The following is a 19,240-nucleotide window of genomic DNA, read 5'->3' on the forward strand; positions in this document are numbered from 1 at the left end:
GAGTGGCCCGTTATGTGGCAGGTGGATCAGGGATGACTTTCCCAACTTGGTCAGTTGTATGTCTTCTTGTCTGTTTGGTCGTGGCGGTGCCATTTGCAGCCGCTAAGCCGCCTGTCAACTGTGAGACGACAGAGTTGGAGGCAGAACTTGTTTCGTGCGCCAAGGATGAGCTCAAGCGAACAGAATCTGCCTTGGAGGGGATGATGCGGCGCGTTATGCGCACCGTGCCGGCTTCAATTCATGATGCCTTGCAGAATGCCCAGTCAGCTTGGAACCGATACCGCGAGGCTGAGTGCGCTTGGAATGCGCTGGATCCTGAAACCGGGAAAGCTGACGATTTGATGCGTCTGACGTGCTTGAATGACTTGGCTCTAACCCGGATTGACGAGCTGGATGCCTCTCTCGGTGGCAATTAGGCTTCTTGCTCCGTCATGAGAATTGTTTCTGCATCAGGTATTCTATGTACTGATCCTCTCCGCCGGAGGAAGAGAAGGGGAGAGTGGCGAATGTTGTATACCCATGCTTTGTGTAGAGGTGTAGTCCATCCTGAAAATCAGCCGTTGACAACCTGGATCTTGATATTCCCATAGACTGGGCTTTTTTCTCGATACCAGACAACAGGCGCGACCCTATGCCCTGCCTGCGCCATGCAGGGGCAACCCAGAGCAAGTGGACGTGCAGCCAGCTAAATTGTATATACCCATGGATGCCGCCGATCATTTCCCCGTTCAGAGACTTTGCTGTCACCAAAAGGTGATGTGCATCATATGGGCCAATACAGGCTTGATTGAATGACCTCAGGTTTGCACGCAGCTGTTCGATGTTTCTGTCTTCAGGCTCATTATCGACAGTGATCGTGACAGATCTGCCGTGTTGGTGTTCCATAGGTTCTGTGCCTTGCCGAATATCAAAGGGGGTGTGCATTCTTAGGCTTTTTGTCCAGCGATGCGCGGTTGGCATGTTCTGGATAGATAAAGCCCGCGGTTTGGTAGACTGTAGAGCCCAAGGTTCTTGATGGCGAGTGCCAGACTCTTGTCTGGCTCCAGTCATTACCGGGTGAAATGTCAACGACGGCAACCTGCTTCTCGATGCGGCCGCTGCGGCTCCAGTTGGCATGATCAACAAGGATCTTCCGTGTTCCTTCAACAGAGCGCACAACGGCAACGTGTCCGCGCCGCATGATGGGACTTCTTTTAAAGACCAAAACGGATCCGACGGTAGGCTTCTTGCCCCGCTGATAGACACCAACTGCGGCATCCCACCATCGCCACGCATCGCCCTGTAAATGAATGTCGGATATTGATCGCGCGTAGGGTACGCAGCTCCAAGCGGCAAGGGCCTGCTGCGCAGGGTACAGAAGCGCAAGCAGGGCCAAGGCAAGGATGGATCTCTGAAGAAGACGCGCGCTCATACCTCTTTCCATGATTGTCAGTCGTCCAGCAAGGCAGACCGTTTATCTGGATAGAGCACATTCATGTGCTTTTCAAGTATTGGAATGCATTCTGACAAAAGCGAAGGCCCCGATAAACGGGGCCTTGCCTGTGCACAAACAAGTCATGCTTTTTACGGAATGACAATCTCTGCCCGACGGTTTTGCGGCTCACGGACACCATCGGCCGTGGGCACCAAGGGATTGGACTCACCCTTTGCCACGACGGAAATTTCCGAAGACTTGAGCCCCTGACGAACCAGATAATGCTTCACAGCTTCCGCGCGACGCTTGGACAGTTTCATATTATAGTCCGCACTGCCGGAAAGATCCGTATGACCTGTTACGGATACGCGTGCCATGTGACCTTTCTTGATGGCGGCAGCGGCCTGATTGAGGATAGCCATCGCTTCTTTTGTCAGCTCTGACTTGTTGAAGTCAAAGAAAACAATGTAGTTCTTGTGCATGGCAGCGGGGTCGGTCGCTGTTGGTGCCGGCGGCATGGCAGATGCCTTGCCAAAGCTGTAATTCAGGCCAACAAGCACTGCGTGATTGTTGTACTCGGCATCCAGTGTTGCGCCTGCAGGAGTCTTGACTTCGTAGTCCATGGTGCCGAAGTAGCGATACTGTGCGTTGATGGCCCAGTTATGGCTAACGTCGTAGGCTGCGCCCCCGAAGGCCTGGTAGGCAAACTGCCAGCCATCGCCCTTGTAGCGGTCGGTGCCTCCGGAGCGAACCATGCTGGTATCAATCTTGGCTGCCCCGATCCCGACCCCGACGAAGGGATGGAACTTGCCTTCCGGCACAAAGTCAACAACGCCGTTGATCATGGTGCTATAGGCGCTGGTATGGCCGCTACCATTGGTGTGAAGCACATCCTTGACGCTGTTGCGCCGCCACCCCAGCTCGCCTTCCAACTTGAAGTGGCCGAAGGAGTACCCTACATGCCCAAGAATGGCAGGGCCCCACTTATAGCTTGTTTCCAGGTTGGTGCTGCTCTTTTCAACGTCAGCTTTCTGGTTGAAGCCCATTCCGGCATCAGCACCGACATACCATTGTGCCTGCGAAGCAGAAGGTAAAGCTGCGGCGATGCCAGCTGCTACAAGCGCATGAATAACGCGCATCCCATGGTCCTCCCAAAATGCCAAGGCAGAAAATAGAGCACTATGATAGTGTTTAGTGCGTTCTATGCAAGCACTTCACCGATAATGGCATTGTATTTATTGTGAGTGTTGCGATCAGGTCACAGCTTGTGTCATCTCTATGTCTGAATCTCCTTTTAATAATGTGTGTACTTTTGTATTTTCTTTGTCTTGCTTTCCTGTTGATGGTATGTGATGAACGGCTCTACCACTATTCGCCTATTGTATATATCGAGATAAGCTTGTGTCCATTCTTCGTCTTGGTGTGAATATTGATCACGTTGCCACGGTGCGTAATGCGCGCGGTGGCATGCATCCGGACCCTGTAGCGGCAGCGCATGCTGTTGCCCGTGTAGGTGCTGATGGTATTACGGCCCATTTGCGGGAGGACCGGCGTCATATTCGTGACGACGATATTTTTCGCCTGAAGGAGCAAATCGCCCTTCCTCTCAACCTTGAAATGGCAGCCGTGTCTGAAATGGTTGATATAGCGCTGCGCTGTCAACCTGCTGCATGCTGTCTTGTGCCGGAGCGGCGTGAGGAAAGAACAACGGAGGGTGGGCTTGATGTTGTGGCCCTGTTTGATGCCTTGCGCCCCCGTGTTGCGGAACTTTTAGCGGCGGGTATCCGGGTGTCCTTGTTTGTTGCGCCTGATGTTGAACAGATACAAGCTGCCCGGAGTGTCGGTGCACGTGTCGTTGAGCTACATACGGGCCGCTATTGTGAGGCGAATGGTGAAGAGCGAGAGCATGAATTGCAGCTTATAAAAAAGGCGGCGCTTTGCGCAGATGCCTTGGGGCTTGAGTGTCATGCCGGTCATGGCCTGAGTTACGAGACGGTTGGTCCGATCGCCGCTATTCCTACGGTGTCCGAGCTGAATATTGGTCATTTCTTGATCGGTGAAGCCATTTTCACCGGACTTGAAGCGGCTGTAAAGCGTATGCGGAACTGTATGGAGACAGCGCGCAGGGCCTCGCCATGATTATCGGTATTGGTCATGATATGGTGGATATTCGCAGGATAGAAAGGGCCGTCCTGCGTTATGGCTCCCGTTTTCTGGACCGTATTTTCACCCCCGCCGAGCAAGCGCTCGCGGCGCAGCGCAGTGCGGATCCGGCTGTTTATGCGGGTACCTTGGCAAAGCGTTTCGCGGCAAAAGAGGCTCTTGCAAAGGCTTTGGGTACAGGGGTTGGGCGATGTGGGGTTTTATTCCGCTCCCTGGAAGTCACCGTTTCGGAGCAAGGTGCGCCCGGTATGGTGCTTCATGATAGGGCTGCATGTTATCTTCAGAATATTACGCCTGAAAACAGGGTGGTTCGCGTTCATCTGAGCATGACAGACGAGTATCCCTATGCATCGGCTTTTGTGTTGCTTGAAGCCGCCGTGGCAGGGCCAAGTTTCCTCCTTTAATATCTTGGCTTGACAGGGTAACCCTTGGCCGGTTTCACTCCTCGGCCAGAGCCAGCCTGTCTGCTCTGCGCCTTTGTCCTTTCATCCAAAAGGAAGTCATAGTCTGATGCCGCACAGAAAAGCTGGGGGGACGGGAGAGACTGTCAGAACAGTGGCCGCCGCTGTCTTTGTTGCTCTCCTTGTAAGAACGGTTGCTTTCGAGCCCTTCAATATCCCCTCAGGATCCATGATTCCCAATCTTCTGGTCGGGGATTATCTTTTTGTTTCAAAGTATTCGTATGGATACAGTCGTTTTTCGATGCCGTTGTCGCCCCCTTTCTTTTCCGGGCGCATGTTGTTCTCAGAGCCGAAGCGTGGTGATATTGCTGTATTCAAGTACCCTCGTGATGTCTCTGTTGATTATATTAAGCGTATCATTGGGTTACCCGGTGACCGCATTCAGGTGCGTGGGGGGCGTCTTTATATAAACGGTACGATGATGATGCGTGAGAGGGTGGAGGACTACGTTTATATTGATACAGAGGGTCATATCATGCGATCAGCACGATATATCGAGACCTTGCCTAACGGCACGCATTATCCGATACTGGAGGCCGGTGACGCGGCTAGGTATGATGATACCCCGGAATATGTTGTGCCCGAAGGGCATTACTTCATGATGGGTGACAACCGTGACCGTTCAGCGGATAGCCGTACTGTAGATGTAGGTTTCGTTCCTTCCGAGAATCTGGTTGGACGGGCTGAGATTCTCTTCTTTTCCACGAATGGGACTGCTCGTTTCTGGGAATTCTGGAAGTGGCCCGTGGCGACCCGCTGGGGGCGCCTTTTCCGTGATCTCAGGGCATCATCATCTGGTGATGACGTGTCGTAATAGTTACAGGAATCTGCTTTGTGTAGTCTGTTTATCGGTTTGGCCGCAGTGCTGGATCATACGTTTCGCGATGAGAGTTTGCTTGAACTTGCGATGACCCACCGCAGCCGGGGTCTTTCCCGGGGCCATAATGCTGGAACCAATGAACGCTTGGAGTTTCTTGGAGACCGCGTTCTTGGATTGGTTGTTGCAGATATGTTGTACCATCGTTTTCCTGCTGAAAACGAGGGAGCCTTGGCGCGCCGCCATGCGGCCTTGGTCCGTCGGGAAGCCTTGGCCGATGTTGCGTCGGGGCTCAATCTTGGGGACTTTCTGATCCTTGCCAAGGGTGATGAGGATTTGGGAGGAAGAACTAATCCTGCCCTTCTTGCAGATGCCTGTGAGGCCGTTATCGGTGCGATCTATCTGGACGGCGGGCTGGATGCGGCTTCTGGTTTTATCCGGCGTTTCTGGATACCGCTGATGGACAAGGTGACGGAACCGCCTAAGGATCCCAAGACAGGCCTTCAGGAATGGGCGCAGAAGAGGGGGCTTCCTCTTCCGGTTTATGAAACCGTTGCCGCTGATGGACCGGATCATAATCCCTCATTTACAATTCGGGTCATGGTGCAAGGTGTGCCGCCTGCAGTGGCATCCGGCCCATCCAAGCGGATGGCCGCGCAAATGGCGGCCCGTATTCTTCTGGAGAAATTAGGTTAATGATAGTTTCTGAGCCGACCCGCTGTGCTTTTGTGGCCGTTCTCGGGGCGCCCAATGCAGGCAAGTCAACATTGGTCAATGCGTTTGTTGGTACCAAGGTCAGCATTGTATCCCCAAAGGTCCAGACAACGCGCACCCGCGTTCGCGGGGTTGCCATGTCGGGAAATGCCCAGATTGTATTCATTGATACACCGGGTATTTTTCGTACAGCCAAGCGTCGATTGGAGCGTGCCATGGTTGCGGCTGCATGGGGAGGCGCGGCTGATGCAGATCGCTTGATGCTGACTATTGATGCCTCACGGGGTATTGACGATGATACCCGCGTAATCATCGATACGTTGAAGTCTGCATCAAGCACGGGTGTTATCTTGGTTCTCAACAAGATCGATCTTGTTGAGCGTTCAAAGCTTCTGGCATTAACCGAAAGCCTGTTCAACGAGGGGATTTTTGAGCGCGTTTTCATGATCTCGGCGAAATCAGGCGATGGTATTGCCGATCTTCTGGCCTGTTTGGTGGAATCTGCCCCCGAGGGGCCATGGATGTTTCCCGAAGATGAAGTGTCGGACGTGCCGCAGCGCCTTCTGGCTGCTGAATTGACGCGGGAGAAGGTATTCCTGAATTTGCACGAGGAGCTGCCCTACAGCATTACGGTGGAGACGGAACGCTGGGATGAGCGCCCGGATGGATCTGTGCGTATAGATCAGACGATTTATGTGATGCGTGACAGCCAGCGCATGATTGTCCTTGGTAAGGGGGGAAGCAAGATCCGTTCGATTGGTGCCAGTGCCCGCAAGGAGCTGGAGTCACTCCTGGAGCGTCGGATTCATCTTTTCCTGCACGTGACTGTGCGCGAACAGTGGGCCGAAGATCCGTCGCGTTATAATGCCTGGGGGCTGGACTATAACGTCTAGGGCGCGTAGCAGGGGATATTGACATGGCTGTGGCGTGGCAGGATACCGGGGTCGTTCTGTCTATCCATCCCGTTGGTGAGGGGCGTGTTCGTCTTTCTGTCCTGACAGCTACGCGTGGGCGGTGGAATGGTCTGGTCATATCATCTCGCCTGGTCCGGAAAGGGGGGGCGGGGGTTCTCCAGGCAGGTAATATCGTGCAGCTCTCCTGGAAAGCGCGTCTGGGGGAGCAGCTGGGAATGTTCGATGTCGAGCTTCTTGAAAGCATAGCCCCGCATTTCTTTGATCAGCCAATAGCCTTGGATGCTCTGGCTTCGGCCTGTACTGTTCTGGATACAGTCTTGCCTGAAAGACATCCGTATCCTGATATCTGGGCAGCGCTGTTGGCTCTTCTGGCTGCCCTGCGGGAATGCGGACGCGTGGATGTTTACGTGCGGTGGGAAGTCAAGGTTCTGGCCGGCTTGGGGTATGGACTGGATTTGTCCTGTTGTGCTGCGACGGGTTCTACCAGCAATCTGATTTATGTTTCTCCCAAAACAGGTCGTGCTGTCAGTGCGTTGGCCGGGGAGCCTTATCGTGATCGCCTTCTGGCCTTGCCGTCGTTTCTGGTTGATCCGGATGAAGATGCCGATCTATCAGCCCTGCTTCAGGGATTAAACCTGACAGGATATTTCTTGGAGAAGCATCTTCTTGTTCCCCCCCGCGATAGCCTGCCGCCTGTTCGCCAGCGCCTTGCACAGCGTTTCTTGTCCCGGCCTTGACCTGCAGGGGGTATGGCAAGGTATAGTGCGACCTTTGCTGGCCTGCTGTCTGTAGCTGCTTTTCCTTCGGGGTTTTTTGCATGAGCGCGTCAAAATCTGCCGAGATCATACGTCACCAACCATTGGCCGAAGCGCTTTCAGAGCGCTATCTCGCTTATGCCCTTTCGACCATTGTGTCCCGTTCACTTCCCGATGTGCGGGATGGATTGAAGCCGGTCCATCGCCGTTTGTTGTACGCCATGCGGCTTCTTAAACTGGACCCTGCCGGCGGGTTCAAGAAGTGTGCCCGCGTGGTCGGGGATGTAATCGGTAAATATCACCCCCATGGTGATGGGGCCGTTTATGATGCCTTGGTGCGTCTGGCTCAGGATTTTGCTGCCCGGTATCCATTGGTGGAGGGGCAGGGCAACTTTGGCAATATTGACGGCGACGGCGCTGCGGCCATGCGTTACACCGAATCTCGTCTGACAGAGGTGGCAACGGCCCTGATGGATGGGCTGGACGAGGATGCTGTTGATTTCCGCGAGACCTATGATGGGGAGGAGTCAGAGCCGGTGGTTATGCCGGCAGCCTTCCCCAATGTCTTGGCCAATGGGTCTTCTGGCATTGCCGTGGGTATGGCAACCAATATTCCCCCTCATAATATAGGGGAGTTGTGTGATGCTCTTCTGGTGCTAATCAAGAAGCCAGATGTTTCGGTGGATGGATTGCTGACCTGTATCAAGGGGCCAGATTTCCCAACTGGTGGCGTTCTGGTAGACAGCCCGGATTCCGTGCGCGAGGCTTATGCAACCGGGCGCGGAACATTCCGCTTGCGGGCCCGCTGGGAGATAGAGAAACTCTCGCACGGCTTGTTCCAGATTATCGTCACCGAGATTCCTTATCAGGTCCAGAAATCAAGGGTGATCGAGAAGATAGCGGAACTTCTGAATGCAAAGAAGCTGCCCCTTCTGGCTGATATCCGCGATGAGTCTGCCGAGGATGTTCGCGTTGTTCTGGAGCCTCGTAACCGGACTGTTGACCCGGAACTGTTGATGGAACACTTGTTCCGCCAGACGGATCTGGAAATACGGTTCAGCCTTAACATGAATGTTCTGTCTGCGGATGGAACGCCCCGGGTGATGCCCTTGAAGGATGTCCTTGAGGCTTTTCTGGAACACCGGATCGAAGTGCTGGAGCGGAGGTCGCGCTACCGCTTGGGGAAGATCGACCACAGGCTGGAGATCTTGGCAGGTTATCTGATTGCCTATCTCAACCTGGATGAGGTCATCCGTATTATTCGTGAGGAAGATGACGCAAAGGCAGCTTTGATGAAGGCTTTCGGGCTGTCTGATATGCAGGCTGAGGCCATTCTGAATATGCGTTTGCGGTCCTTGCGGCGGCTTGAGGAAGTTGAAATCCGCAGCGAGTATGACCGTCTGTCTTCAGAAAAGGCCGGATTGGAATCATTGCTGGCTGAGCCTTCCCTGCGGTGGGCTGAAATTTCACAGCAGCTGACAGAGACGAAAAAGAGATTTGGTCAGAAGACACGCCTTGGAACCAGAAAGACAGAGATTGCGGGGCCGCCGTCTGCTGTGGTTGTTCCGATTGAGGCGGTCATTGAGAGGGAGCCTGTTACACTTCTGTTGTCGGAGAAAGGTTGGATCCGTGCCCTGAAGGGCCATGCGGAAGATGTAACGGAGACCCGGTTCAAGGAGGGTGATCAGCTCTGGATTGCCCTGCATGCCTACACAACAGACAAAATTCTGATCTTTGCCACCACGGGGCGGTTTTATACCTTGGCAGCCGATCGGATACCACGGGGACGTGGTTTCGGCGAACCGTTGCGGTTGATGGTTGATCTGCCCAATGATGCAGAAGTCGCTGCTCTTATGGTGCACGAGGCGGGGAGAGAGCTTCTTCTGGCTTCATCCGGTGGGCGTGGTTTCCGTGTTGCGGAAGATGATGTTGTTGCCCAGACCCGTGCCGGGAAGCAGGTTCTTGTCCCGGGAGAAGGCGAAATAGCTGCATTCTGCATGCCAGTTAATGGCGATACGGTTGCAATCGTCGGGCAGAACAGGAAGCTGTTGGTGTTTTCGATCGAGGAGATTCCCCTGATGGCAAAGGGACGGGGGGTTATTCTTCAGAAATACAAGGATGGTGGAACCTCGGACGTCAAGGTTTTCAGGGCCGAGGATGGTTTGACATTCCGTTCCGGGGAGCGTATTCGCACCGAGATGAACTTGGTGCCGTGGCGTGGAGCGCGTGCGGGGCAGGGCAAGCTGCCTCCGACTGGATTTCCCCGTAGCAATCGTTTCTAGGGCGAGAAGGGCTGGAGAACGGGCGGACGCGGTGCCCCCGTTTTCTCATCCAGAAGGTGCCATCCGTTCCCCGTAAAAACTTCGAGCGGGGTGAACCGTTTCTTGTAGCTCATTTTCGGGCTTTCTGCGATCCAGTAGCCCAGATAGACATAGGGCAGTTCAAGGGTTCGGGCCGTCTCGATCATCCACAGGATGATGAAGGTACCAAGTCCCCTCCGGCTCCTAGAGGTGTCGAAGAAGCTGTAAACCCCGGAAACGCCATCGTCCATCTTGTCCATCAGGCAGACCGCTGTCAGTTTCCCTTGGTGATCACGGAACTCAACCAGGTGCGTTTCGATCGGGCTGTCTTCGACCATGGCTCTGTAGTCGTAGAAGCTCATCAAGGCCATGTCGCTGCCGCTGTGACGGCACGCTTGATAGGCGCTGAAAAGCCGGTATTGTTCGGCTGTCGCTCTTGGTGGCACCATCCGCCCATAAAGATCGGCGTTGCTGTTCCAGGTGCGACGAAAGCTGCGGTTTCTTGCAAAATCACGGACCACTACCCGCACCGGCGTGCAGGCTGTGCAGCTGGGGCATGCGGGTGCATAAGCAATGGAGTGGCTACGGCGAAAGCCGGATCGTGACAGCGTATCATGTAAAGCCCCGGCATCCGGGCCAGCAAGCTCGGTCACAATCTTCCGCTCCATCCGTCCTTCCATATAGGGGCACGGCATGGGGGCGGTTGTGAAAAAGAAGTGCGGTCGCCGTACCGGAGAATTTTCCATCGTTCATTACCGATGCTGTCCTGCCACCACTATGATGGTGAAGCGTGTTCCCTGTAAACACAGCCTTCCGGACCAGGAGTCCCCTCAGAAAAGAGGTATCTCCTTGTTTCATCGGGTATCGAGGATGCTGGGCAGGGGGCCGCTGCCCGGTGAACCCGGATTGCCGCTGTCGGCTGGGATGGCAGAGTCGTCCCGGAGGAGAACAATGCTGATCCGCCGGTTGCGCGGGCTATCCGGATTGGATGGTTCAAGGGGATCATTGGGGCCAACGCCTGCGATCCGGGCAAACCGGTCATCTGGTACGCCACCCTGTAACAGGACACGCCGTGCTGCCAAGGCCCTGTCGGCCGAAAGCTCCCAGCTTCCATAGCCAGACGGGTCCGTGAAGCCCCCCGAGTCGGCATGGCCGGAGACCGCAATCTTCTGTGGCATCAGTTTGACAACGCGGCTGACCAGCAGGAGAAGTTTCTGGGTATGTTCATACAAGGCGCTGGATCCGGCCGGGAACATGGGAAGCCTGTCCTGATCAATCAGCTGGATGCGCAAGCCTTCAGGAGTGTTGTCAATGATCAGGCTGTCTTGCAGAGCCTTCATTTGTGGTAACGCATTCAGGGCTTGCCTGATTTCGCGTGAGATGGTGTCTAGCTGTAGTTGCTCGCGTTGTCTGCGGGCATCTTCTTCCTTGCTTTGTTGCTGTTTCTGCTCTGCGGAGCTGTCCTGATCTTTCTCAGAACGCCCTTCCTGTGGATCGGTAAAATCCTGTCCGCCAGAGCCGACTGTAGAAGGGGGAAGGTTGATATTGGTCGCAGGTGGAGCTGAATTGGACTGGGATGCCCCTTCACCAACGACCAAGCCGCCGAGCATGCCGCCCGCTCCGCTTGGGCTTTGCGAAACAGCCGTGGGTGCAAAGTAGTTTGAAATCCCTTGTAGCTGTTCTTCGGTTACAGAATTAAGGAGCCACAGAAGAAGAAAGAAGGCCATCATTGCGGTCACAAAGTCGGCGTAAGCCACTTTCCAAGCACCACCATGGGCCGCGTGACCACCCTTCTTGATCCGCTTGATGATTATTGCATTTTTGCCTTCTTCCTCGGCCATTTATCCCGCGCTGCCTTTCATTCCGGACCGGATTTCCCTGGTTTTACATCAGTCGTGCGAAAGGTTGGTGACCGTTTCTTCCAGTTCCTGGAACGTTGGACGTACATGAGGGGGGACAATTTTCCGGGCAAATTCGATGGAAACCTGTGGAGCATAGCCCTGCATATGTGCGAGAAGGCCAGCCTTGATACAGTTCAGATATTCTGTTTCTGAGTTGAAGGCGGATTCCATGGCTCGTGAATAAGGTGCAAAAAATCCGTATGACAACAAAACCCCGGAAAATGTACCAACCAAGGCTGCGCCAATCAGGTGTCCTAAAACTTCCGGCGGTTCTGTGATGGATCCCATTGTGGTGATAACCCCGAGAACAGCGGCCACGATCCCTAGGGCAGGCATCCCATCTGCCATATCAGCAACGGCCTTTACAGCCAAGTGATGTTCGTGGTGATGACCCTCAATTTCTTCGGTAATGATGGTTTCCACCTCATGCGCGTTATTTGTGCCAAGTGTCAGGAGGCGAAGATAATCACAGAGAAAAACCAGTGTATGGTGATCAGCCGAGAAATTTGGGAATTTCTGGAACAATGGGCTTTCTTCCGGCCGTTCAACGTGGCTTTCAAGCGCTAGGTCACCCTTGGTCTTGGCAAGGCGGAACACCGAGTAAAGCATGCTCAGAACTTCAAGGTAGCTTTCTTTGTGATGTCTTGGCCCCTTCAGCATCGGTCCGAGGCCGTGTACGACTCCCTTCAGGACTGCCTTGGGTGTGCCAATAAGAAGGGCACCGAAGGCAGCGCCAAATATGATAAGGAACTCAAGTGGTTGCCACAGAATCCCGAGGTCACCGCCGTGCAGGCCATAACCGCTCAGGACGCAAACCGTGACAACTATTGAACCGACGATTACGAGCATGTGCCCTCTGTCCCATGCGGATTCCGTGCGGCCGCTTCCTGACCAAAGGAACCAGACCCTCTGGTTTTAGCCAACCGGGACAGAAACTGCAACACAGGTCGGGAATTTGCTGCCCCTGTTGGCAATTCTGTCATGATTGTGCCACGTCCGGTCATGTCATGCGGGAAAATCCTTGTTTGTAGGTTATACAATTTCGTAGTACTGGGGCACACTGGTGTGTACCGCCTGAAACAGGCCAGACAGGTGAGGGTTTATGCTGCTTGATGATCATAACTTTCGTAAGACTCTTGGGTGCTTCCCAACCGGTGTGACAGTCATGACCACCTCGGGGAAAGATGGTGCTGCCACAGGCGTCACGATCAGCGCCTTTAGTTCGCTTTCGTTGTCGCCTCCTCTTGTATTATTCTGCTTGGACAAAAAGACATCCTGCCTCGATGCGTTCCTGGATGGTCACTTTGGCGTGAACATTCTCGCACAGGATCAGAAAGCTGTTTCGGTTGCCTTTGCGCGCCGCAGTGGTGACAAGTGGCAGGGTATTGCGCAGCGCCGTGGTGTAACGGGCATACCTCTCCTTGAAGGCTGTGTGGCGTGCCTGGAGTGTAAGGTTGTTCAGGTTGTTGATGGTGGGGACCACAAGGTTATAATTGGTCAGGTCGAACACCTTGAAAGCGATGATGCAAAGCTCCCCCTTCTCTATTTCCGTGGTGATTACAGCCGGATAGGGGATGCCGTCTAGTACACACGCTTTTCCAGCCCATAACCGATGGGATCAATGTCTGGTGTTCGTCCGGATACAAGATCTGCCATCAGGCGTCCTGATCCAGCTGACATGGTCCATCCCAGCGTGCCGTGGCCCGTATTGAGAAAGAGGCCACGGTAGGGCGTCTTGCATATGTATGGCACGGAGTCCGGCGTTTTTGGGCGTAGGCCGCACCAGATTTCGCTGGCTGCGTAGTTTCCTGCATCTGGAAACAAGGATATCGCGTGTTTGCGAATGACATCAGCCCGCTTTTGGTCCAGCTTGGTATCCCATCCGGTCATTTGGGCCGTTCCTGCCGCGCGCAACCGATTCCCCAAGCGTGAGAAAACCATTTTGTTTTCATCATCGGTTACGGAAACAGCGGGTGCACCCGGGGCGTTATCAGCCAAGGGAACCGTGATGGAATAACCCTTGGCTGGGTATACAGGCAGATGAATTCCTAAGGAGGTGAGTAGCCTTGGGCTATAACTGCCAAGGGCAATCACGACGGTATCGGCCTTGTAGGTTCCCATGTTTGTCGAAACCCCGCCAATGGCTGTTCCGTCATACAAGAGGTGATCAATCTGAACCCCAGTATGGAAGGTTACACCGTTTTGTTGCGCTTTTTTGGCCAAGGCTTCCGTGAAGGCGCGGGCGTCGCCGCTTTCATCATCCGGGCTGTAGATTCCGCCGACCAGTTCATGGGCCTTGGCGGTCAGGGCAGGCTCAATGTCTGTCAGTTCATTTCTATTGACAACACGCTGTGGCAAACCTGCCGATGTCATGATGTCCGCAGAGCGGCACTGGAAATCATATTCATGTTGATTGCGAAAAATATGCAATATCCCTTTGGAAAGGCAAGAGTATTCAAGCGAAAGGCTTTCGCGCATTTGCTTGAGAGTTTCTCGACTGTAAAGGGCAAGATGCACGGTTCTAAGTGTATTTATTTCAACGGCTTGTCTGGGACAATTGGCAAGAAATCGCAGGATCCATCGCCACAAGGCGGGATCATAGCGTAGCAAGGGCATGACAAGCGGAGCATCCTTGTTTCCCAGCCAGCCAACCGCCTTGCGCAGGGTATGGAATGAAGCCCACGGCGTTGCATGGCTGACTGAAACCTGTCCGCCGTTGGCAAAGCTGGTTTCCCGCGCAACGGCTGGCTGTCGGTCCAGTACATGAACTTCGTGCCCATCCTGTGAAAGCCACCAGGCTGTACAGGTTCCAACCACGCCGGCACCCAGAACGAGGATCTTCACGGAAAACTCTCCTGTAGCCGTGACCCTTCTCCCGGCTTTATAGAAAGGTAGTGGGCGGAAGAAAAGGGGGGATCGGACATGGATGAAGCAGAGGAGGGCTCTGTGGTGTCGTTTTCCCTTTCTTCCAGCCATTTGGAAGCAGCCCTGCTGAATCCAATGGAGATGAGAGAGGCTGATCGTTTGGCCGTGGAAGCCGGAGTTTCATCCTTGTATCTGATGGAAGCGGCTGGTTTTTTGGTTGCCCGCGAGGTTGTTCGCCTGTGTGGCCGGAAAAAGCGAATTGTGGTGCTGTGTGGTCCTGGCAACAATGGCGGCGACGGCTTTGTTGTGGCTCGCATGCTGGCGCAGCGTGGTTGGCCTGTCCGTGTGGCCTTGTCCTGTAAGCTCGATGCCCTGAAGGGTGATGCCGTGATTAACGCACAGCGCTGGAAAGGCCCTGTTGAGCAACTATCCCCGCGTAGCGTGGACAGGGCTGCCATGGTTGTGGATGCCTTGTTCGGGGCAGGTCTGGATCGTCCCCTGGATGGGGATTCCGCGGCTGTTGTCGCCAAAATCAACAAGGATTCGATTCCCTGCCTAGCGGTAGATATTCCGTCCGGTCTCAATGGGTATGATGGCTCTCTTCAGGGTCCCGCGCCTGTTTGCGTGGCAACCATTACATTCTTCCGCCCCAAGCCGGGGCATGTGCTGTATCCAGGAAGAGATTATATCGGTCGTTTGACGGTTGCTGATATTGGTATACCAGCTTCGGTACTGGAGCGTATTTCGCCCCGAACCTTTGTCAATGATCCCCGTCTGTGGTCTTTGCCTGTCCCGAACTGGAGAGACCACAAATATTCCCGTGGTCACGTGATTGTTTTTTCCGGTGTGCACATGAGCGGGGCCGCCCGTTTGGCCGCCATGGCTGCCCGTCGGGCAGGGGCGGGCCTTGTCACAGTTGTGGCCCCACGGGATACTGCTTCCCTGTGTGCCCTTGATCCAGGGCTTATCGTCGTTCCTCAGGATGATAAAGGTGGATTTCTGACCTTACCACAGAATATTCGTGCCAATGCGGTTGTTATTGGGCCCGGATTGGGTCTTGTCCCATTGTTGCCAGAGATGATCAGAGACAGTGTATCCCGGCGACTGGCCATTGTTCTCGATGCGGATGCCATCAATACTTTCGCGGGACGATTCGATGAGCTGCGCGCAATCGTGCGTACGGCTGCTGCGCCCATTGTCATGACGCCTCATGAAGGTGAATTCGGGCGTTTATTTCCAGAAATGGGGACTTTACCCCGTCTGGTGAAAGCGCGTCAGGCTGCCAGAGATTTGGGAGTCTTTATGGTGCTGAAGGGAGCCGACACCATTATTGCAGCCCCGGACGGTATGGCTGCGGTCACAACGCATGCGGTTCCATGGTTGGCGACGGCTGGAAGTGGTGATGTTCTTGCCGGTATTATCGCAGCCAACCTTGCCGGTGGTATGGACGGATTTTCCGCCGCATGCGCCGGGGTATGGCTGCATGCCGAGGCAGGGCGTCATCTTGGAAAGGGAATGGTAGCAGAGGATATTTCTTTGGCCTTTCCGCATATTCTTGCACAATTGACGTGACCCGATGTACCCGGGGTCTGCCCCGGAGGAGATGAATAATGGCGCGGCATCAGGTTCCTGGTTTGCTGGATCGTTTGGGTACCCTGTGGCGGGAATTTGTTGCTCCCCAAGGAGGGGGAGCGCTGGCTCATCTCGATCCGGATCTACCGGATGAGCAGCTCTTACACCTGCGCGAGCAGATGCAGGCGTGTCTGGATGCGCGTGGTGGGGATGTTTCAGCCCGTACCCGTGCTGCGGCCTTGGGGCATGTGTATCTTGGCTTGAGTGAGTTGGGGCGGCGACGTTTTCTCACCCTTATGGCAACAGAGTTCAGCCCTGATCGTCATGTCGTTGACAGAGCTATTGCAGAACTTGAAGCTGCCGATGATGCTGAACGTGAGCAGGCTGCCTTTTATGTCTATCAGGCGCTGCAGCCCCCGAGGATAAATTTATTAAAGCAATTCAATATATTGCCTGATGGTGTGAAGTTTCTTGTTGATATGAGGGCTGAGCTGCTCAAGTTCCGCTCCGGGCATCCCGAGCTTGACGGTCTCGAGCGTGACCTGATGGAAATTCTGACAGGCTGGTTCGATATAGGTTTTCTGGAATTGCGCCGCATTACATGGGACTCCAGCCCAGCGGCAGTCCTTGAGAAAATTATTTCCTATGAAGCGGTTCATGAAATCAGAAGCTGGAATGATTTGAAGAATCGTCTGGACTCCGACCGTAGATTGTACGGTTTTTTTCATCCTAGGATGCCAGATGAACCCCTGATTTTTGTTCAGGTCGCACTTCTCAATGGGATAGCAGATAATGTTCATGATCTGCTTGATGTTAATGCTCCGGTGGGTGACCCGGCCTTGGCTGATACGGCGGTCTTCTATTCTATTTCCAACGCCCAGAAAGGGCTTTCCGGTATCAGTTTCGGGAATTTTCTGATCAAGAAGGTTGTATCAACTCTGTCGGCCGAGTTTCCTTCCCTCAAGGCTTTTGCCACGCTTTCGCCTCTTCCCGGTTTTCGAATCTGGTTGGAGCAGCAGGTGGAGAAAGACGGCGATGACCTTCTTCTTCCTGCTGAAATCAAGGCTGTTACGGCCTTGGTTCGACGCAAGGGGAATGGAGCCCGCCCTCCTGCACTGGGCTTGTTCGGCCGTCTTCTGTCTGCTGAGCTGTGGCAAAGCGACAAGGACACAGCTGATGTTATGCGTCCCATTCTTTTGCGTCTTGCCACGATTTATTTGGTTTCTGCCCGCCGTTTTCCCGAGAAGGGGAATGTTCCTGTAGCCATTGATCCTGTGGCGCATTTCCATCTGAGCAATGGTGCCCGTATTGAACGCTTGAACTGGATGGGGGACCGCTCCGAGCGGGGTATCAGGCAGTCTGCCGGTCTTATGGTCAACTACCTTTACCGGTTACAGGATATCGAGAAAAATCACGAGGGCTATAGCTCCCGGGGGACTGCAGCCCTGTCTTCAGCTCTTAAAGGGTGGTTGAAGGGGTAGGGCTGTTTGCCCCCTGAATCGGCTGTTCATGCATTCTTTTGTTGCCATTTGTATCTTGAATTGTCTATGTGTGTGGCTTCGTGCAGCCGATCTTGGTCGGCAGCCAGTGTTCTGCGTGGTTCAGGCAGTGGCAAAAACTGCTTTTTGGCCATAAAGTTGCGCTTGGCTGTAGATCAAGGTGTGGCAGCGCTGGCGGGCGTGGCGAAATTGGTATACGCGCCGGATTTAGGTTCCGGTGGCCTTGTGTCGTGGGGGTTCAAGTCCCTCCGCCCGCACCATAATTATCCGAGAGGATTGTCGCTGTGCCTGTATATCCGGGCCAGGACAGGACCCCGGTAAAACAGGGTTTTCGGTTTGTCATAAGGGGAAGCAGGGCCAAGATTGTCGCGGTCCGTTCGGTACCCAAGAACTTCGGGATATTCCATGCAGGTTACTCAAACGAATGCTGACGGTCTGAAGCATGCTTTCAAGATTGTCGTTCCGGCCGGAGACATCGGCAACAAGGTTGAAAGCCGCCTCAAAGAGGTTGCAACCCGGGTTTCTATCGCCGGCTTTCGTCCGGGGAAAGTGCCGATGTCCATTGTTCGTAAGCGCTATGCAGCCTCTATTATGGGCGAAGTTCTGGAAGATGCCGTCCAGGGCGGTGTGCGTTCGACCTTGGAGCAAAAGAAGCTGACCCCGGCAGCGCAGCCCAAGATTGAGGTTGTGTCCTTCGATGAGGGCAAGGATCTTGAGTTCACCATGGAGTTCGAGGCTCTCCCTGAAATCGGTGAGACAGACTTTGCGGTCGTTCAGCTGGTCAAGCCTGTTGTTGAATTCGACGATTCCGAAGTTGAGGAAGCCTTGGTCCGTATTGCGCAAAGCCGCAAGGTGAGTGAGGTTGTCGAGGAAGCGCGTAAGGCTGAAACCGGCAATATCCTTGAAATTGACTTCGTCGGACGTATTGATGGCGAAGAGTTCCCCGGCGGCAAGGGTGAGTCTTATGACCTGGAGTTGGGATCGGGATCTTTCATCCCCGGCTTTGAAGAGCAGCTTGTCGGTGCCAAGCCCGGTGACAGCGTTACGGTGACCGTAACCTTCCCTGAATCCTATCATGCCAAGGACCTTGCCGGTAAAGAGGCTGCGTTTGATGTTAACGTGAAGGCTCTAAAGCAGGCCAAGGTGCCCGAGCTTGACGATACGTTTGCGAAGTCTGCCGGGTTTGATGACATGGTCGCCTTGCGTAATGCTGTGCGTGAGCAGATCCGGTCGGATTACGACAATTTGGCGCGCGGACGCATGAAGCGTGAGCTTCTGGACAAGCTGTCCGAGATGGTCAGCTTTCCAGTCCCTCAGGGCATGATCAATGCTGAATTTTCAGGGATCTGGCCCGAAATTGAGGCTGCGATGAAGAACGATGCCCTAGAAGAAGAAGATAAGGGCAAGTCTGAAGATGATCTGCGGGCCGAATATACCGCGATAGCCGAGCGTCGCGTCCGTTTGGGGCTTTTGCTGGCTGATACTGGGCGTCGTAACGAGGTTCAGGTTACCCAGGAAGATCTTAACCATGCCGTGATGCGTGAGGCCATGCGCTATCCCGGTCAGGAACGTGCTGTTTTCCAGTACTTCCAGAGCAATAAGCAGGCACTGGATCAGCTGAGGGCTCCCATTTATGAGGACAAGGTCGTTGACCTTATTCTTGGCAAGGTTACATGCACAGATCAGAAAATGTCACCCGCTGAGCTGATGGAGACCGGAGAAGATTCTCCGGCCCCAAAGAAAGTGGCAAAAAAGAAGGCATCCAAGAAGTCCGGCGCTGCTGCTGAGTAAGTAGATCTGGGTTTATTACCAAGAGAAGGCGCCCTGTCTGGACCGGGCGCCTTTTTAATTGGTTGTCTGCTGCC

At 54.2% G+C, this 19,240-nt stretch carries 19 protein-coding genes and 1 tRNA gene; 13 read left to right on the plus strand and 7 right to left on the minus strand.

All coding sequences use genetic code 11. From position 1 onward, the window contains the following. Positions 1–32: 32 nt before the first annotated feature. On the plus strand, positions 33–416 hold the full coding sequence (locus tag HEQ60_RS01085; RefSeq protein ID WP_168068629.1) for a lysozyme inhibitor LprI family protein: 384 nt from the start codon (positions 33–35) through the stop codon (positions 414–416). Between the two features lie 13 nt (positions 417–429). On the opposite strand, the gene HEQ60_RS01090 is transcribed toward HEQ60_RS01085, so the two are convergent. The 3 genes from HEQ60_RS01090 to HEQ60_RS01100 all read right to left on the minus strand — a co-directional run bounded on the left by HEQ60_RS01090 (position 430) and on the right by HEQ60_RS01100 (position 2,553). Then, positions 430–885: a GNAT family N-acetyltransferase gene (locus HEQ60_RS01090; protein WP_168068632.1), complete on the minus strand. Its 456-nt coding sequence runs from the start codon at positions 883–885 to the stop codon at positions 430–432. Between the two features lie 22 nt (positions 886–907). After that, positions 908–1,411, minus strand: coding sequence for a CHAP domain-containing protein (locus tag HEQ60_RS01095; protein ID WP_168068635.1), 504 nt, complete (start codon positions 1,409–1,411; stop codon positions 908–910). 152 nt (positions 1,412–1,563) lie between these two features. Then, positions 1,564–2,553: an OmpA family protein gene (locus HEQ60_RS01100; protein ID WP_168068638.1), complete on the minus strand. Its 990-nt coding sequence runs from the start codon at positions 2,551–2,553 to the stop codon at positions 1,564–1,566. Positions 2,554–2,815: 262 nt separating this feature from the next. Between HEQ60_RS01100 and HEQ60_RS01105 the strand changes: the two genes are divergently transcribed. The 7 genes from HEQ60_RS01105 to parC all read left to right on the plus strand — a co-directional run bounded on the left by HEQ60_RS01105 (position 2,816) and on the right by parC (position 9,520). Continuing rightward, positions 2,816–3,553, plus strand: a complete 738-nt coding sequence (locus HEQ60_RS01105; protein ID WP_168068641.1) for a pyridoxine 5'-phosphate synthase — start codon at positions 2,816–2,818, stop codon at positions 3,551–3,553. Beyond that, complete coding sequence (acpS, locus tag HEQ60_RS01110) at positions 3,550–3,981, plus strand: holo-ACP synthase (RefSeq protein ID WP_168068643.1); 432 nt, start codon at positions 3,550–3,552, stop codon at positions 3,979–3,981. Before HEQ60_RS01105 ends, acpS begins: the two co-directional genes overlap by 4 nt. 106 nt (positions 3,982–4,087) lie before the next feature. Further along, positions 4,088–4,852 (plus strand): signal peptidase I, encoded by a 765-nt coding sequence (gene lepB, locus HEQ60_RS01115; protein ID WP_168068645.1) that lies wholly within the window; start codon positions 4,088–4,090, stop codon positions 4,850–4,852. A gap of 18 nt (positions 4,853–4,870) precedes the next feature. Next, complete coding sequence (gene rnc, locus HEQ60_RS01120) at positions 4,871–5,551, plus strand: ribonuclease III (RefSeq protein WP_245183682.1); 681 nt, start codon at positions 4,871–4,873, stop codon at positions 5,549–5,551. Continuing rightward, a complete protein-coding gene (gene era, locus HEQ60_RS01125; protein ID WP_168068647.1) occupies positions 5,551–6,462 on the plus strand; it encodes a GTPase Era in 912 nt (303 codons plus the stop codon). The genes rnc and era overlap by 1 nt, the downstream gene beginning before the upstream one ends. 23 nt (positions 6,463–6,485) lie before the next feature. Beyond that, the gene (gene recO, locus HEQ60_RS01130; protein ID WP_168068650.1) at positions 6,486–7,220 is read left to right on the plus strand and encodes a DNA repair protein RecO; all 735 of its coding nucleotides are present in this window, start codon (positions 6,486–6,488) and stop codon (positions 7,218–7,220) included. 80 nt (positions 7,221–7,300) lie between these two features. Then, on the plus strand, positions 7,301–9,520 hold the full coding sequence (gene parC, locus HEQ60_RS01135) for a DNA topoisomerase IV subunit A (protein ID WP_168068652.1): 2,220 nt from the start codon (positions 7,301–7,303) through the stop codon (positions 9,518–9,520). Here the strand turns inward: parC and HEQ60_RS01140 are convergent. The 3 genes from HEQ60_RS01140 to motA all read right to left on the minus strand — a co-directional run bounded on the left by HEQ60_RS01140 (position 9,517) and on the right by motA (position 12,288). Next, positions 9,517–10,284 carry an arginyltransferase gene (locus tag HEQ60_RS01140; protein WP_168068655.1) on the minus strand — a complete coding sequence of 256 codons (768 nt, stop codon included), beginning with the start codon at positions 10,282–10,284 and terminating at the stop codon, positions 9,517–9,519. The two genes, parC and HEQ60_RS01140, sit on opposite strands and share 4 nt — an antisense overlap. A gap of 108 nt (positions 10,285–10,392) precedes the next feature. Further along, positions 10,393–11,379: a flagellar motor protein MotB gene (locus tag HEQ60_RS01145; RefSeq protein ID WP_168018815.1), complete on the minus strand. Its 987-nt coding sequence runs from the start codon at positions 11,377–11,379 to the stop codon at positions 10,393–10,395. Between the two features lie 48 nt (positions 11,380–11,427). Beyond that, complete coding sequence (motA, locus tag HEQ60_RS01150; protein ID WP_168068657.1) at positions 11,428–12,288, minus strand: flagellar motor stator protein MotA; 861 nt, start codon at positions 12,286–12,288, stop codon at positions 11,428–11,430. Positions 12,289–12,541: 253 nt separating this feature from the next. On the opposite strand from motA, the gene HEQ60_RS01155 reads away from it, so the two are divergent. Beyond that, complete coding sequence (locus HEQ60_RS01155) at positions 12,542–13,024, plus strand: flavin reductase family protein (protein ID WP_168068659.1); 483 nt, start codon at positions 12,542–12,544, stop codon at positions 13,022–13,024. Here the strand turns inward: HEQ60_RS01155 and HEQ60_RS01160 are convergent. Further along, positions 13,021–14,415: a D-amino acid dehydrogenase gene (locus tag HEQ60_RS01160; RefSeq protein WP_168068661.1), complete on the minus strand. Its 1,395-nt coding sequence runs from the start codon at positions 14,413–14,415 to the stop codon at positions 13,021–13,023. The genes HEQ60_RS01155 and HEQ60_RS01160 overlap by 4 nt on opposite strands. On the opposite strand from HEQ60_RS01160, the gene HEQ60_RS01165 reads away from it, so the two are divergent. The 4 genes from HEQ60_RS01165 (at position 14,362) to tig (ending at position 19,166) form a co-directional block, all read left to right on the plus strand. After that, positions 14,362–15,876, plus strand: coding sequence for an NAD(P)H-hydrate dehydratase (locus tag HEQ60_RS01165; protein ID WP_168068664.1), 1,515 nt, complete (start codon positions 14,362–14,364; stop codon positions 15,874–15,876). The genes HEQ60_RS01160 and HEQ60_RS01165 overlap by 54 nt on opposite strands. 38 nt (positions 15,877–15,914) lie before the next feature. Beyond that, the gene (locus HEQ60_RS01170) at positions 15,915–17,357 is read left to right on the plus strand and encodes a malonyl-CoA decarboxylase (RefSeq protein WP_168068666.1); all 1,443 of its coding nucleotides are present in this window, start codon (positions 15,915–15,917) and stop codon (positions 17,355–17,357) included. A gap of 192 nt (positions 17,358–17,549) precedes the next feature. After that, a tRNA-Leu gene (locus tag HEQ60_RS01175) sits at positions 17,550–17,635 on the plus strand. A gap of 145 nt (positions 17,636–17,780) precedes the next feature. Then, positions 17,781–19,166, plus strand: coding sequence for a trigger factor (gene tig / locus HEQ60_RS01180; RefSeq protein WP_168068669.1), 1,386 nt, complete (start codon positions 17,781–17,783; stop codon positions 19,164–19,166). Positions 19,167–19,240: the final 74 nt, after the last annotated feature.

Source organism: Haematospirillum sp. H1815, assembly GCF_012102705.1.
Classification (GTDB): domain Bacteria; phylum Pseudomonadota; class Alphaproteobacteria; order Rhodospirillales; family Rhodospirillaceae; genus Haematospirillum.